Raw genomic sequence first — 13,648 nt, forward strand, 5'->3', positions numbered from 1 at the left:
GGTTTTGCGGCCAAGGGGGTCCAAAATGTCACGAGCAGATTTGGGCGCGCGTCAGATCGGCGCGCTTTTCGTCGCCTTCTCGGCGCTGGTCTTCTTCACGATAGTGGCGCTGATGGAGCGCGCCTGCGCCGCGCCGCCGCCGGCCTATCGCATTCCGCTCTTCGCCCAATGCGGGCTCGAGGGGCTGACGCAGGAGCCGGGGACGGAGAAGCTGGCCGCGCGCGTGACGCGCGAGGGACGCTCCGCCGCCTTCCAGAGCTGGGCGGCCTCGACTCGGCCGGTGACGCCGGCGCTGCTGGCCTTCGGCCCGCGGCAGGACGCCTTTCCGGCGGCGCTCTCGGCCGGGGCCGATCGCAAGGCGCGCTATTGTCCCTCGGGCGCGCGGCTGTGAGAGCTTCGGCTCAGGCCGCCTTGCGCTCCAGCGCATGCAGGCAGGAGACGATGGCGCCGATGGAGGCGAAATTGCGACGGCGCAGCATATGCTCCGGGAACTGGACGCCGAAAGCGTCCTCGAGCGCGAGCATGATCCTGACTGCCGCAAACGAGGTGAGGCCGAGCTCATAGAGGTCGGCGTTGGCCGCAATGTCGCGGGCCGGCACGGGCAGGCGTCCATTCTCGTCGATCGCTTGCCGAACGAGGTCGATCACTTTTACTCTCCGCTTCTCGCTGCGCGCGGGGGCCGCCCCCCGCCGTCGCAGATCACGATCATTCGGCGACAATTCGACGCGATGATCGTAAACCCAACGCTAAGATCGCGCCGTTTGGATGAATGTGGCGTGAACCGGGCGGCCCCTCCAATTGTGTAGGTTAGGAAATCCTTTCTTTTTCGGGAATTACTTATGGCCTATAGCGTGATCCGCCATTGCCCGGCGCGGTTCGGCCCTCTATGTTCCCCTGCATCGATTTTCGGCCGGCGACTTGGGCGCGCTTCGGAGACGGAGCCGCTGACGACCTCTCCCTACATCGATCGACCCGGCCCCGCGCAGGCGGGCCTTCTCCTCTATGTCTGGAGAGACAAATGGCGACTGGAACGGTTAAGTGGTTCAACGCCCAGAAGGGCTATGGCTTCATTCAGCCGGATGGCGACGACAAGGACGTGTTCGTCCACATCAGCGCGGTGGAGCGCGCCGGCCTGCGCGATCTGCGCGAAGGCCAGAAGGTGAGCTTCGAGATCGCTCAGGACCGCCGCACCGGCAAGTCCTCCGCGGACCAGCTCAAGGCGCTCTGAGCCATTGATCTGAACCTTTGAACGAGAGGGTCGTCGCTCCGCGGCGACCCTTTTGCATTTTGCATGGTTCTTCTCTCGAGGCGTTCTTGTCTCGAGGCCGGCGCCTTTGCTACAGTCGCGCCTATGCGCCTCGCGCCTTCGTCCCGCATTCTCGCCGCCATGCTCGCGGCCGCGTTGCTCGCCGCTCCCGGGGCGCTCGCCGCCGGGGCGGAGCGTCCGCTCACCGAGCAGCAATATCTCGACATTCCCGGCATAGGCCGCGTGCCGATCCCACTGCCGCCGGGCGCGCGCGTGTTCTCGCCGCAGCGTCGGCCCACAGCCCCGGTCGAGCCAGAGCTCGCGCCCGAGCGGGCGCCGCAGACGGCGCGCGACTCGCTCGACGATCTCATCCGCCGCCTCTCCCTCGCCGAGAGCGAGGAGGAGGAGAGCGCCCTCGCCCAGGCGATCGGCCGGCTATGGGCGCGCTCCGCCTCCCCCACCGTCGATCTCTTGATGCGCCGCGCGCTGGTCGCGGTCGGCATTGGCGCGGATTCGCTGGCGCTCGATCTCTTCGACCGCATCGTCATTCTCGAGCCGGAATGGGCGGAGGCGCTGGTCGGCCGCGCCAATATCCGCATCGCGCTCGGCGATCTCGACGGGGCGGAGCGCGATCTCGAATCCGCCCTGCGGCTGGAGCCGCGCCGTTTCGATGCGCTCGGCGCATTGGGCGCGCTGCGTGAGCGGGCCGGCGCCGCGGCGCGCGCGCTCGAGGCCTATCGCCGCGCCCGCGCGCTCGATCCGCGCCGCGAGGAATGGCGCAAGGCGGAGGAGCGGCTGCGATTGGAAGTCGAGGGCCGCGACATCTGAGCGGCGCGCGCGTTCCCCCTGCCGAGCCGTGACGCGAGCGAGCCGAGGAGCGATGATATGGCGCAAAACGAGATTTCGCAGGAAGCTTTGAGCGCGGAGGCGCTCGCGCAGCTCTTCACCGAGGCGCGCACCCACAACGGCTGGGCGGATCGCGAGGTTCCCGACGCCCTGCTCCAGCAGGCGCTACGGCTCGCGCTCTTTGGGCCGACCAGCGCCAATTGCCTGCCGGCGCGCTTCCTCTTCATACGTTCGGCGGAGGCCAAGGCGCGGCTGGCGCCGGCGCTGTCCCCCGGCAATCTCGACAAGACGCTCGCCGCGCCGGCGACGGCGATCGTCGCCCATGACACGCAATTCTACGAGCATCTGCCGCGCCTCTATCCCGCGACCGACGCGCGCGCCTGGTTCGTCGGCAACGCCCCGCTCATCGAGACGACCGCTTTTCGCAACGGCACGCTGCAGGGCGCCTATTTCCTGCTGGCGCTGCGCGCCGTCGGGCTCGACGCCGGGCCGATGAGCGGCTTCGACAATGCGAAGGTGGATGCCGAATTCTTCCCTGGCGGGACGGTGAAATCCAATTTCCTCATCAACATCGGCTATGGCGATCCGGCGAAACTCTATCCGCGGGGTCCGCGTTTCGCCTTCGAGGAGGTCGCCTCGATCCTGTGAGGCGCGATCCTCGACAAATGAGGAAACGCCCATGGTTTCGCTGGTTTCGCCGGGCCGAGCGCAAGCGCTGCTCGGTCTCGCGCGCATTTTCGTCGCTCTGCTGTTCCTTCAGCATGGAACAGCCAAGCTCCTCGGCTTTCCGCATGTGGCCATGTTCGATGGGCTGAAGCTCGTCTCTCTGCTCGGCCTCGCCGGCGCGATCGAAATTCTCGGCGGCCTGCTGCTTCTGCTCGGCCTCTTCACCCGGCCGACGGCGATCGTGCTCGCGGCGGAAATGGTCGTCGCTTATGTCGTCGGCCACGCCGCCCGCGGCGCTCTGCCGATCCACAATGGCGGCGAGCTGGCGCTCGTCTATGGCGTCGTCTTTGCGCTTTTCGCGCTCGCCGGCCCCGGCCGCTTCGCCCTGGATCGATCCGTTCATGAGGTGGCTTGACAGCTAGGCGACAGATTCTCGCAACCTGTGTCATTTCAGTCACAGAAAAGTAATTCTGTGACAAATATATTGCAAAATACATAAACGTTTATTTGAGACTTTAGTATAGATTACATCGAAATATTGATGCGGCATACTTGGCGCCCTGGCGCGGAACTAGGCAAAATCCGGCGCTGGCGCTCTCGCCACTATTTGATCACAACTCACCCTTACCGCGGGTCTACTCGACAGTCTCGACCGAGCTCGGTCGGCTGTCGGGAGAGAAACGGCAAGGGGGATAGCGCATTGAAACAATGGATCATCGGAGCGGCGATTTTTGCAGGTTCGACAGCGACGGCGGCGGGCCAATCCTGGGTGGGGAAGGCCTCCTACTACGGCTATCATGGCCGGACGGCGAGCGGGGGCCATGTGGGGGCGCTGACGGCGGCCCATCGCAGCCTTCCCTTCGGCTCGCGAGCGCGCGTGACCAATCTCGGCAATGGCCGTTCTGTGGTCGTCACGATCAATGATCGCGGTCCCTTCGTGCATGGGCGGGTGATCGACGTCTCCACCCATGCGGCGGAGAGCCTCGGTTTCCGTTCGGCGGGCGTCGCCCGTGTGAAGGTGGAGCGGGTCGCGGGCGAGTAGCTTCGGCCCCACGCAGAGACGCCGTCGTTCCCGGCGGGAAATCCCGAGCTATAGACGCGCTATCGCTCGGGATTTCCGATCGCTCGCCGCGCGATCGTCTGGAGCGACGCCGTCCCTCTCGCCGACCGTGAGCTATGGTAAACGGCGATTTCTCAATTGGCCGCAAACACAGGAGTTTGGCTTAGGCAAATGTTAAATCGCCTCGCCTATAGAAGGAGGGTCGAGTGATCGTGAGAGTATGCGAGTAACAAAATGACCGAGACGCATCGTCCGCGTGTCAAATATGTCATCGGTCCCGATGGCAGCCCATTGACCGTCGCGGATCTGCCGCCGCCCACGACCAAGCGTTGGGTGATACGCCGCAAGGCCGAAGTGGTCGCGGCGGTGCGCGGCGGGCTCCTCTCCCTCGAGGAGGCTTGCACCCGCTACACGCTGACGGTGGACGAGTTTCTGAGCTGGCAGATGTCGATCGACCAGCATGGTCTCGCCGGATTGCGGACGACCCGCCTTCAGCAATATCGCATGTGATTTCGGCGCCCGATCGCGGCGCCTCTTTAAAAACGCAGAGCCGGCGCGCCTTCGAGGCGGCCGGCTCTTCGTCGTTTCAGGGCCTTTTTCGCCCGCTCGAGTCTTTCCGGGTTTCATTGAAACACGGAAAGACTCTCGGCCTTTGTTTTGACCGCGTTTCCAACGCCGAACCGGTGTCCACTTCGGCTGGAAACGCTCTCGGCCATCAGCTCTCGCTATCGGCGCGGCCGCGCAATGTCTCGGCGAGACGTCCGCGCTCGAACACCAGCACGACGACGAGCGCGAACAGCAGCGGGACGATGAGATAGAGCAGGCGGAACACCAGGAGCGCTGTCAGCACCTTGAGCCGCGGCACATCCGGCATGGCCTTGATGAAGATGAGCTCGAACACGCCGAGCCCGCCGGGCGCGTGGGAAACCAGCGCCGCCGAGAAGGACAGGAGGAAAGTGCCGAGGACGACGATATAGGGCGTGCCGCTGCCCTCCGGCAGAGCGAAATAAATGATGCCGGCGGCGCCGATCAGTTCCAGAGGCGCGGCGAACATCTGCCGGATCATCACCTCGGGCCGCGGATACATCACATGGATCTTGCCCAGATCGATCGGCTTGAAGTGCATCAGCGAGCCGATGACATAGAGCGCCACGGCGCCGAGGCAGGAGAGGCCGATGATCAGCGCCGTATGCTCGTTTGTGAGCATTTCCGGCAACATGCCGGAGAGGCGGCCGAGCAGGCTCGGCTGATAGGTGAGCAATATGCCGGTGAGCAGCACTGTGCCCAGGCCGAAAGTGTAGGAGCACAGCACCACCAGCACCGCCACCTGACCGGCCGTCAGGCCCTTGGTGGAATAGGCCCGGTAGCGCACCACGGCGCCGGAGAACACCGACGCGCCGATATTATGCGAGAGCGCATAAGTGGTGAATGAGCACAGCGAGATGAACACCATGGAGATGTGCTTCACGCCGAGGTGCAGCAGCGCGATCCGATCGTACCAGGCGAGCGCGGCATAGGCGAGCAGAGAGCAGAAGCCGGCTGCGACCCAATGGGAGACGGGAATGGCCCGAAGATCGGCCCAGACCTCCTCGCCGACCGACTCCCCGCGAAATTCGCCATAGAGAAGATAGAAAGAGGCGATGACAGCCACCAGCCCGACGAGAGGCCAGACAAATTCCAAAATTTTTTTCATGGGGCGCTGCGGGTTCGGCGCTCCCGGTGCGGAGCGCGCGTTCTCACTGGCATGGCCACGCCGCGACCGCAAGCCTGAATGCCGGCGTCGTTCCGGCGTCGGCTTGTCCGCAGCGCGGGGGCTGCTAATCTGCGCTCCACAATTTCTTTTCAGCCAGCGCGGGGGCGCCTATGGCCGGCATTTCGATCCTCGGCCTTCCGGGGCCGGAGTTTTTAGGCCTCTACGCCGGCGTGGCGGCGCTGACGCTCGGCCTGTCCTTTCTCTTCATCCGCGCGGCCGATCCGACGCGCGACATGGCCCGGCTGAAAGTGCCGAGCGAGCCCGACGCCATCGCGCTCGCCTATCTCTCGGGCGGCGTCAATAATGTCATCCGCACGCTTTTGTTCGATCTGCGCCAGCAAGGCTATGTGGGCATAACCGACGGGCGGCTGGAGCGGGCCGCCGGCGCCCAGTCCGGCCGCGTGCTGGACGCGCGTTCGGCGCGCGTGCTGATGGCGCTTTCGGCGCGGCCGACGCCAGGCGAGCTCTTCGCCGATCCAGCGCTGGCGGCCGATATAGAACGACTCTGCGCGCCAGAGCGGCGGCGCCTCGTCGAGAATGACCTGCTCGCGCCGCCCGGCGTCGGCCAGACCGCCGGCACGGCCTTTATCCTCGGCTCGATCGTCCTCCTCGGCCTTGCGGCGAGCAAGCTGGCGGCGGCGCTCCTCGCCGGCCATCACAATGTGATCTTCCTCATCGGCATGGCGGCGGCCGCCGAAATCTTCCTCTGGATGCTGACCTCCAAGGCCCGCAAGCGCATCGCCAGCGCGCGCGGGACAGCCTATCTCGCGGCGATCAAGCGCGCCTATGGGCGCAGCCTCTCCGAAAAGCTCGGCCAGGCGAAATCGCGCCCCACCGGGGCTGCGGCTTTCGACGCCGGCTCGCTCTTCCTCGTCTCGGTCTTCGGCTATGAGGCGCTGAAGGGCGCCCTAGAGCCGGAATTCATGAGCCTGTTCAAGAAGTCGGCGAGCGATTCCTCCGGCTCCTGCGGCTCGTCCTGCAGCGGCGGCGGAGACGGCGGCGGTGGTTGCGGCGGCTGCGGCGGCGGCGGCGACTGAACCGCATGGCGACGCCCGCAGAGCTGCGCGCCGGCCTCGGCTATCGGCCGCAGTTCTGCGCCGATCTCTTCGCCAATCGCGAAAAGATCGAGATCGTCGAGGTCATCGCCGACCATTATCTCGACGCCTCGCGGGAAAAGCGCGCCGAGCTCGATCTCCTCGCCGATCATTTCCCCATCGTGCCGCATGGACTCGATCTCTCGCTCGGCTCGGCGGAGGGCGTCGATCCCGTTTATCTGAAGAAATTGGCGGCGCTCGTCGCCCGGCTCGACCCGCCCTGGTGGAGCGAGCATCTCGCCTTCACCAGGGCGGGCGGAATCTCCATCGGCCATCTCGCCGCCCTGCCCTACACGCAGGAGGCGGCGGAGGCGGTCGCGCGCAATGTCGAGACCGTGCGCCGGGCGATACCCACTCCGCTGATCCTCGAAAATCCGACCGTCATCGCGCTCGTCCCCGGCTGTGAGATGGACGAGGCGGGTCTCCTCACCCGCGTGCTGGAGCTGACCGGCTGCGGCTGGCTCTGCGACGTCACCAATCTCTACACCAACGCCGTCAATCAGGGCGTCGATCTCGAGGCCGAGCTCGACCGCTGGCCCTTCGAGCGCGTGGTCCAATTCCACATCGCCGGCGGGCGGCGGCTGCGCGGCCTGCTGATGGACAGCCATGACGCCCCGGCGCCGCCGGAAATCTGGAGCCTGCTCGAGAAAATCGCGCCGCGCGCCACGAATGCGCGGGCGATGGTGCTGGAGCGGGACGAAAATATGCCGCCCTTCGGCGACCTTGTCGAGGAGGTCGCGCATGCGCGCGCGATCGGCCGCCTATGCCGCTGAAGGAGACGCAGGCGCTGCTGGCGCTTCTCTATACGGACGAGACGTTCCGCGAGGCCTTCTTCCGCGCGCCGCTCGAGCGCGCGCGGCAATTCGGGCTCGGCGAGGCGGAGGCGGAGAGCTTCGCCCGCATCGATCCCGCCGCCGTCGCGCGTTTCGCCGATTGTCTGAAGGGAAAGCGGACGCTCGACGCGCGCAAGACGCTGCCGCTGACCCATACAGCGCTGGGCGCGCGTTTCGATCGCGAGCTTTTCGCCGCTATCTCCGGCCCGCCGCGGCCGGGGCGCCATCGCGCCGATGCGGCCGCGCTCGCAGCGCGCCTCGCGCGCGCCGAGCCCCAATGGATCGGCGATCTCGCGCGCTTCGAGCTGGCCTTTGTCGAGGCGGGCGCGCGCCACAATTGTTTTGCGCTGCGGTTCTTCCGCTATCCGGTCGCCGAGATCGCGGCGCAGCTCGCATGCGGCGCTGCGCCGGGCGCGGCGAGGCGTCCCAGCGTCGGCGTCTGGCTGCGGCTTTTCGGCTCGCGCCTCTTCTATTTTCTGGCCTGAGCCAGAAGACCTCAGACGCGCCGTTCGGCGACGAGATCGATGACGCGATCGCCGCCACGGTCGCGGGCTTCCTGGCCCTGCGCCTTGCCCAGCTCCTCGGCCGCGTCCTTCATATGCGTCTCCGCCTCGACCAGCTGGTCCTTGAGATCGGCGACAGAGCGCAGGAGATTGTCGCGACGGGTGCGCGCGGCCTGAGCATAGGTCGGATAGGCGAAGTGATTGGGATCGGTGATATTGGCCCGCTGCTCCTCATGAGCGATCTCGCGATCGAGATCGCCCGTCATGCGGGTGAATTCGGCGATCATCGTCTGAAGCTGCGCCACGCGGCGCCGGCACTCTTCGGCGTGAAAACGTTTCAGCCGAACCAAGGCATCTCGCGACTTCATGACACTACTCTCCGGCACAAGTTACTTACGACACATGCGAACACAATCGCTTTTTCGCGAGACGAGCGGAAATATGGCGCAAGGAGGTTGCTCGAGTGTTACTGCTCGACGTTTCTCGCGCCGAAACAAAAAAGCGCCGCAATTTCAATCATCCCACTCGGCCAGTCGGAGCCGCGCCCTATATCAGCGGCCGCGGGCGCCGCCCGTCCTGAGGTTTCTGACCTGGAGAGGAGGCGGAGATGAGACGAGCCTTTGCAGTCATTGCGGCGGCCGGGGTCGCCGCGCTCCTTTCGGCGGCGCCGTCGGGCGCCGATCAGGTGGGGACGCATAAGGTCCTCTTGCCGGGCGACATTCCCTTTACGGCCGGACCGCCGTCGCTGCCCGCCGGGGCGGAGGCAGCCATCCTCTATGGCGATCCCGCCAAGGAGGGCATGTTCGTGATGCGGCTGAAGGCGCCCAAGGGCTATCGCATTCCGCCGCATACGCATCCCAAGGCGGAGGTCGTCACGATCGTTTCCGGGCGGATGCGGCTCGGCCTCGGTCAGGCGGCGGATCGGGCGAGCGTCGAGGAGCTGCCCGCGGGCGCCTTCTCCATCATGCCGGCGGGCGTGGCGCATTACGCTTTCTTCGACGCGGAGACAGTGCTCCAGATCGACGCCATGGGGCCGTGGAGCATAGATTACGTCAATCCCAAGGACGATCCGCGCAATCAGATCGCGCCGGCGCAGCGGTGAGAGGCGCGGCCGTCAGCTCGCCAGCTCCTTCAGCCCGCGGCGGATGAGCGCGCCGGTGTCGGCCCCCTCGCCCATCGCCTCGAGGCTCTTGGCGACGGCCGCCGCCGCCTGCGGGCGCCCATAGCCGAGATTGACCAGCGCCGAAATGGCGTCCTGCGCCGCCTGTGGCGCCGACGCCGGCTCCTCGCCGGAAAGCCGCGCCACCACCGGATCGATTCCGGCGAAGGCCGGGGCCTTGTCCTTCAGCTCGGCGACGATGCGCGCCGCCAGCTTGGGGCCGACGCCGGAGGCGCGCGCCACCATCGCCTTGTCCTGCCCCGCAATGGCCGAGGCCAGCTCGCCCGGCGAGAGAATGGACAAAATGGCGAGCGCCACTTTCGAGCCCACGCCCTGCACGCTCTGCAGCAGGCGGAACCAATCGCGCTCGGCCTCCGACGAGAAGCCGAACAGACGTATGGCGTCCTCGCGCACCTGCGTCTCTATGGAGAGCGCCGCCGCCTCGCCCACAGGCGCGAGCTTCTGCAGCGTGCGCGCCGAGCAATTCACCACATAGCCGACGCCATGCACGTCGAGAATGACGTAATCCTCGCCATAGGAATCGACGATTCCCTTGAGCTTGCCGATCATCTCGCCCCCGCGATGAAGGCCGATCCGATGCGTCCCCCGAGCGATGGGATGACGCTTCCCTCATCCTGAGGAGCGGCCGCAGGCCGCGTCTCGAAGGACGAGGGAAGCGTCACGCGGCGCCCAATGGAGCTCGCCCTCGTGCTTCGAGACGGTCGCTTCGCGACCTCCTCAGCATGAGGGCGAGGAGGATTGTCCATGGCCGAGCCGCGCCCGGACCACGAGCCTTCAGGCTGGCACATCGCCCCGCGCGAGACGCTCATCGCGCCCCCGCAGCGAGCTTGCGCGCGGCGGCGCGGCCGGCGCGATGATGGGCGTGGCAGATGGCGACGGCCAGCGCATCGGCGGCGTCGGGGCTGTCGGCCCGGCTCAGCGGCAGCAGCACGCGCACCATCATGGCGATCTGCGCCTTATCGGCGTGGCCATTGCCGACCACGGTCTTTTTGACGACATTGGCGGCATATTCCTCCACCTCGAGCCCGGCGAGCGCCGGCGCCGCCAGCGCGACGCCGCGCGCCTGGCCGAGCTTCAGCGCCGATTGCGGATCGCGATTGACGAAAGTCTCCTCGATCGCCGCCTCATGCGGCGCATAATCCTCGATGATGCGCGCGAGGCCGCGCTGCAATTGCGCGAGCCGCTCGCCCATGGAGGCGTCGCCGTCCGAATGCAGCGAGCCGCAAGCGACGAAGGAGAGCCGCGAGCCGCGCGACGCCTCGACGAGCCCCCAGCCCGTGTTGCGAAGGCCCGGGTCTATGCCGAGAATGCGAATCGTCTCTTCCGTCATGGCGGGAGGTTAGGGGGAAAGGGCGGCGAGGGGTAGCGGCGTCTCTCGCGCCGGGCGCGCGCCCACCTCCCCCTCGAGGGGGGAGGTCGATCGCCGAAGGCGAGCGGGAGGGGGTGCTCCCCGAGTCTCGGGCGCTGACCCCACCCCGGACCGCTCCTCGGTCCGACCCTCCCCCTAAAGGGGAGGGTGGAGGGCGAAGCTTTTGGACGCGGCGCGCCGCGAGCGACGAAAGCGCGCGGCTTCGCGCCCGCCGCCGAAATTCGGCGCGGGGAGGATGGGAGGTCCGGGACGCGGCGGCTCCGTTTGGCCGTCGCGTAAAAGGGATTGCGCATCGAAGCCGGAAGCATCCCGGACCACGGCCGCCTTTTCTGTTCGCCGCCTGCGGGCTCAGGGTTGTTTTCCCCTTTCGGGTAGTCTATCCCCGCGCGAGCCTCGGAAATTCGGCGCAGCTTTCGCATGTGTTCCCACATGCCTCCGCACGAAGGAGAAGCCGTGCCGGCGGCGTGGCGTCGCTCGAGACGAGAGAGGGCCTGCCCCCGCCCTTGCGAACCGCACCCCCGCCGACGCCGCCTACCCTTCAAGGCGACGCCCCACCGGCGGAGGCAGGACGAAGATAGGAATTTAGTCCGCATGCGTCAAGGGGCGACCTCACGCCGAGGCGACCCATCGAGGGGCTGTCGAATGTGGACAACATCGCGAGACGCCGCGGCCGTCGCAGGCGGTCGGACGAATGCCGAAAGGGACACGCTTACCCTCCCCTTCAGGGGGCAGCCAAAGATCGGGCCGCGACCTCGGAGCGCATTTCTGCCCTAATAATGCAGCTTGTGAATTCCATTAAATTCATGGGAGCGCCGACCGGGGTTGGCAACGCGCAGCCCTCGATCCCCTGCGGGTCCAGCTGGGGAATCGCGCTACCGGTATATGGCTGTGCCGCGTGCGGCACGCCCCGGTGCAGATAACTAGACCGCCGTTTGTAGTGGCGGTCAAAAATCCATTTTGCTCCCGCGCCGAGGTGACGAACTCCCAGGTCTGCAACACGTCTCGAAATCTTATAGATTGGCTGCCCGCAACTTGCACAATTTTTCGGCGGCTCGTCGATTAAGCTCACCACTTCGAGAGCGGAGATCAGAAGGGCTGCAGCGGTATCGTTATGCAGGTGCGGAGCGGATAGCAGCATTATCCGCGCCTCATGAAACAGCTGCGCGGCGCGCGCTAGCCTTTCCCCCTGCCCAATTGAGCCCGCTACAATGCTATTTCCATAACTCAGTTGGTCGGTAGATAGACAAAGTTTTCCACTCATGATGGGGTGGTCTTCCAACCAATCTATTTGATCAAAAAAAATATTACGACACAGATCATCGACATGCGGCACACCACTCTCGATGCCGGTCTGGTAAAATGCACAATTTGTCCAGACTGAGAGGGAATCCATTAGAATTTTACTTCTCAACGCGAACACATACTCACAATCCACCTGATCGAACGCATCAAGCACCAAACGAATCTCTACGAACTTTTTACCGATAGGCACGATCGACCAATTATTTGATCCAAATGACCCGAATTCGATAGGAGGAAATACAGAAAATTTTGCTTTCATGCTGAATTGTGAAAGCATTCTCATCGAGTTCTCGGCTTCCCTTGTACACTCTGTTAACAATTTGTCCAAGTCTGGATAGAAACGATAAAGCTCCATGTCGGGATCAAATAAAATGGATTCCAGCACTCCACGCTGTCGATAACGCACAGAGACCTCTAACCTTGGTGAATGAGAACCTAAAGTCGCCCATCCAAACCGAATAAGCTGTCGATTTCCCTCCCGATGAGGCATATAAAGCCAACCCATTCCTCCGAACCGACCGCGCATACGCGCCCATAACGCTCGAAGTAACAGATTGGTTTCGTCGAGAGAGTTTAGGTTAATTCCGCTGACTTCGATCATAAGGGCCATTAGTTCGCTATCGGCACGGGCGGACTTTCATTCTAGACTCATACGCGCAAATTGACATCGCCGTGCAAACTCACACCCCTCACCTCCCCCACCCCACACAACATCATCCCCACCCGCAGCTCCGCCGCGAAAATATCCAGCATGTTCTCCACGCCCGCCTGCCCCGCCGCGGCCAGCGCATAGGCGTAGGCGCGGCCTAAAGCCACGCCCTTCGCGCCCAGCGCCAGCAGGCGCAGGACGTCGAGACCGGAGCGGGCGCCGGAATCGGCGAGGAGCAGAAGATCGTCGCCCACCGCATCGGCGATGCGCGGCAGCATGCGGGCGACGGAGGGCGCGCCGTCGAGCTGGCGGCCGCCGTGATTGGAGACGATGATCGCCTCCACGCCGCAGCGCATAGCGTCGCGCGCGTCGGCCTCGTCCAGCACGCCTTTCAGAATGATGCGGCCCGGCCAGCGCGCGCGCACCCAATCCAGCGTGGACCAATCGAGCGTGGGATCGACATTGGCGGCGATGTCGCGCAGATAATTCTTCTGCTTCATCGCGCCGCCGAGATAGGCCGCGACATTGCCGAGATCATGCGGCCGACCCATGAGGCCGACATCATAGGCCCAGGCGGGCCTCACCAGCGCCTGCGACAGGCGCCGCTGCGGCGCGAATGGCCCGGCCATGCCGGAATGCGCGTCGCGATAGCGCAGCCCCAGCGCCGGCAGATCGACGGTGAAGACGAGATGCTCTATCCCCGCCGCTCGCGCCCGCGCGAGCATATTCTCCATGAAGCCGCGATCTTTCAGCATATAGAGCTGCAGCCAGATCGGCCGCGCGCTCGCCGCGACCACCTCCTCCAGCGGGCAGACGGAGAGGGTGGAAAGAATGAAGGGCACGCCCTTTTTCGCCGCCGCCCGCGCGCCCTGAACCTCGCCCCGCCGCGCGAACATGCCGGACATGCCGATGGGCGCGATCAGCACAGGCAAATCCGCCGCGACGCCGAGCCACTGCGTGGAAAGATCGACGCCGGCGACGCCCTGCATCACGCGCTGGCGCAGCGTCACGCTCTGAAGGTCGGCCATATTGGCGGCGAGCGTGCGCTCGGCGCCGGCGCCGCCGTCTATATAGTCGAACAAAAAGCGCGGCAGGCGCCGCCTTGCGGCCTCGCGATAATCGGCGGCCGAGGAAATAATCATCGCGG

The 13,648-nt window shown here is 65.4% G+C and carries 18 protein-coding genes; 11 read left to right on the forward strand and 7 right to left on the reverse strand.

Annotated features, from left to right (window positions below; translation table 11 throughout):
• Positions 1-25: 25 nt before the first annotated feature.
• Entirely contained in the window at positions 26-391 is a 366-nt protein-coding gene (locus tag A1351_RS09950; protein ID WP_157096236.1) for a hypothetical protein, read from the forward strand.
• Between the two features lie 10 nt (positions 392-401).
• Here A1351_RS09950 and A1351_RS09955 read toward each other — a convergent pair whose 3' ends face one another.
• A complete protein-coding gene (locus tag A1351_RS09955) occupies positions 402-647 on the reverse strand; it encodes an acyl carrier protein (protein ID WP_024879151.1) in 246 nt (81 codons plus the stop codon).
• A 371-nt stretch (positions 648-1,018) separates the two neighbouring features.
• Between A1351_RS09955 and A1351_RS09960 the strand changes: the two genes are divergently transcribed.
• From A1351_RS09960 to A1351_RS09985, 6 genes are all read left to right on the forward strand, one after another.
• Positions 1,019-1,228 (forward strand): cold-shock protein, encoded by a 210-nt coding sequence (locus A1351_RS09960; protein WP_018264633.1) that lies wholly within the window; start codon positions 1,019-1,021, stop codon positions 1,226-1,228.
• A gap of 123 nt (positions 1,229-1,351) precedes the next feature.
• The gene (locus A1351_RS09965) at positions 1,352-2,074 is read left to right on the forward strand and encodes a tetratricopeptide repeat protein (RefSeq protein ID WP_024879150.1); all 723 of its coding nucleotides are present in this window, start codon (positions 1,352-1,354) and stop codon (positions 2,072-2,074) included.
• Positions 2,075-2,131: 57 nt separating this feature from the next.
• Positions 2,132-2,740, forward strand: coding sequence for a malonic semialdehyde reductase (locus tag A1351_RS09970; protein WP_026598036.1), 609 nt, complete (start codon positions 2,132-2,134; stop codon positions 2,738-2,740).
• Between the two features lie 31 nt (positions 2,741-2,771).
• Positions 2,772-3,173: a DoxX family protein gene (locus tag A1351_RS09975; RefSeq protein ID WP_024879148.1), complete on the forward strand. Its 402-nt coding sequence runs from the start codon at positions 2,772-2,774 to the stop codon at positions 3,171-3,173.
• A 285-nt stretch (positions 3,174-3,458) separates the two neighbouring features.
• Positions 3,459-3,800, forward strand: a complete 342-nt coding sequence (locus tag A1351_RS09980; RefSeq protein WP_024879147.1) for a septal ring lytic transglycosylase RlpA family protein — start codon at positions 3,459-3,461, stop codon at positions 3,798-3,800.
• 252 nt (positions 3,801-4,052) lie between these two features.
• Complete coding sequence (locus A1351_RS09985) at positions 4,053-4,328, forward strand: DUF1153 domain-containing protein (protein ID WP_018264629.1); 276 nt, start codon at positions 4,053-4,055, stop codon at positions 4,326-4,328.
• Between the two features lie 205 nt (positions 4,329-4,533).
• Here A1351_RS09985 and A1351_RS09990 read toward each other — a convergent pair whose 3' ends face one another.
• Complete coding sequence (locus A1351_RS09990; protein ID WP_064032904.1) at positions 4,534-5,511, reverse strand: UPF0104 family protein; 978 nt, start codon at positions 5,509-5,511, stop codon at positions 4,534-4,536.
• A gap of 170 nt (positions 5,512-5,681) precedes the next feature.
• Between A1351_RS09990 and A1351_RS09995 the strand changes: the two genes are divergently transcribed.
• The 3 genes from A1351_RS09995 to A1351_RS10005 are packed head-to-tail and all read left to right on the forward strand — an operon-like array spanning position 5,682 to position 7,983.
• Complete coding sequence (locus tag A1351_RS09995) at positions 5,682-6,608, forward strand: TIGR04222 domain-containing membrane protein (RefSeq protein ID WP_064032905.1); 927 nt, start codon at positions 5,682-5,684, stop codon at positions 6,606-6,608.
• Positions 6,609-6,613: 5 nt separating this feature from the next.
• Positions 6,614-7,438 (forward strand): DUF692 domain-containing protein, encoded by an 825-nt coding sequence (locus A1351_RS10000; protein WP_064032906.1) that lies wholly within the window; start codon positions 6,614-6,616, stop codon positions 7,436-7,438.
• Positions 7,429-7,983, forward strand: a complete 555-nt coding sequence (locus tag A1351_RS10005) for a hypothetical protein (RefSeq protein ID WP_064032907.1) — start codon at positions 7,429-7,431, stop codon at positions 7,981-7,983. The genes A1351_RS10000 and A1351_RS10005 overlap by 10 nt, the downstream gene beginning before the upstream one ends.
• Before the next feature lie 11 nt (positions 7,984-7,994).
• On the opposite strand, the gene A1351_RS10010 is transcribed toward A1351_RS10005, so the two are convergent.
• Positions 7,995-8,369 (reverse strand): flagellar export protein FliJ, encoded by a 375-nt coding sequence (locus A1351_RS10010; RefSeq protein WP_024879142.1) that lies wholly within the window; start codon positions 8,367-8,369, stop codon positions 7,995-7,997.
• 239 nt (positions 8,370-8,608) lie between these two features.
• On the opposite strand from A1351_RS10010, the gene A1351_RS10015 reads away from it, so the two are divergent.
• Complete coding sequence (locus A1351_RS10015; protein ID WP_064032908.1) at positions 8,609-9,103, forward strand: cupin domain-containing protein; 495 nt, start codon at positions 8,609-8,611, stop codon at positions 9,101-9,103.
• A 12-nt stretch (positions 9,104-9,115) separates the two neighbouring features.
• On the opposite strand, the gene ruvA is transcribed toward A1351_RS10015, so the two are convergent.
• The 4 genes from ruvA to A1351_RS10035 all read right to left on the reverse strand — a co-directional run bounded on the left by ruvA (position 9,116) and on the right by A1351_RS10035 (position 13,643).
• Positions 9,116-9,730: a Holliday junction branch migration protein RuvA gene (ruvA, locus tag A1351_RS10020; RefSeq protein ID WP_064032909.1), complete on the reverse strand. Its 615-nt coding sequence runs from the start codon at positions 9,728-9,730 to the stop codon at positions 9,116-9,118.
• A gap of 256 nt (positions 9,731-9,986) precedes the next feature.
• Complete coding sequence (gene ruvC / locus A1351_RS10025) at positions 9,987-10,511, reverse strand: crossover junction endodeoxyribonuclease RuvC (RefSeq protein WP_064032910.1); 525 nt, start codon at positions 10,509-10,511, stop codon at positions 9,987-9,989.
• A 760-nt stretch (positions 10,512-11,271) separates the two neighbouring features.
• Positions 11,272-12,237, reverse strand: coding sequence for a hypothetical protein (locus A1351_RS10030; protein ID WP_064032911.1), 966 nt, complete (start codon positions 12,235-12,237; stop codon positions 11,272-11,274).
• Between the two features lie 263 nt (positions 12,238-12,500).
• Positions 12,501-13,643 (reverse strand): L-lactate dehydrogenase, encoded by a 1,143-nt coding sequence (locus A1351_RS10035; RefSeq protein ID WP_064032912.1) that lies wholly within the window; start codon positions 13,641-13,643, stop codon positions 12,501-12,503.
• Positions 13,644-13,648: the final 5 nt, after the last annotated feature.

The organism is Methylosinus sp. R-45379, from assembly GCF_001644125.1.
Classification (GTDB): Bacteria; Pseudomonadota; Alphaproteobacteria; order Rhizobiales; family Beijerinckiaceae; genus Methylosinus.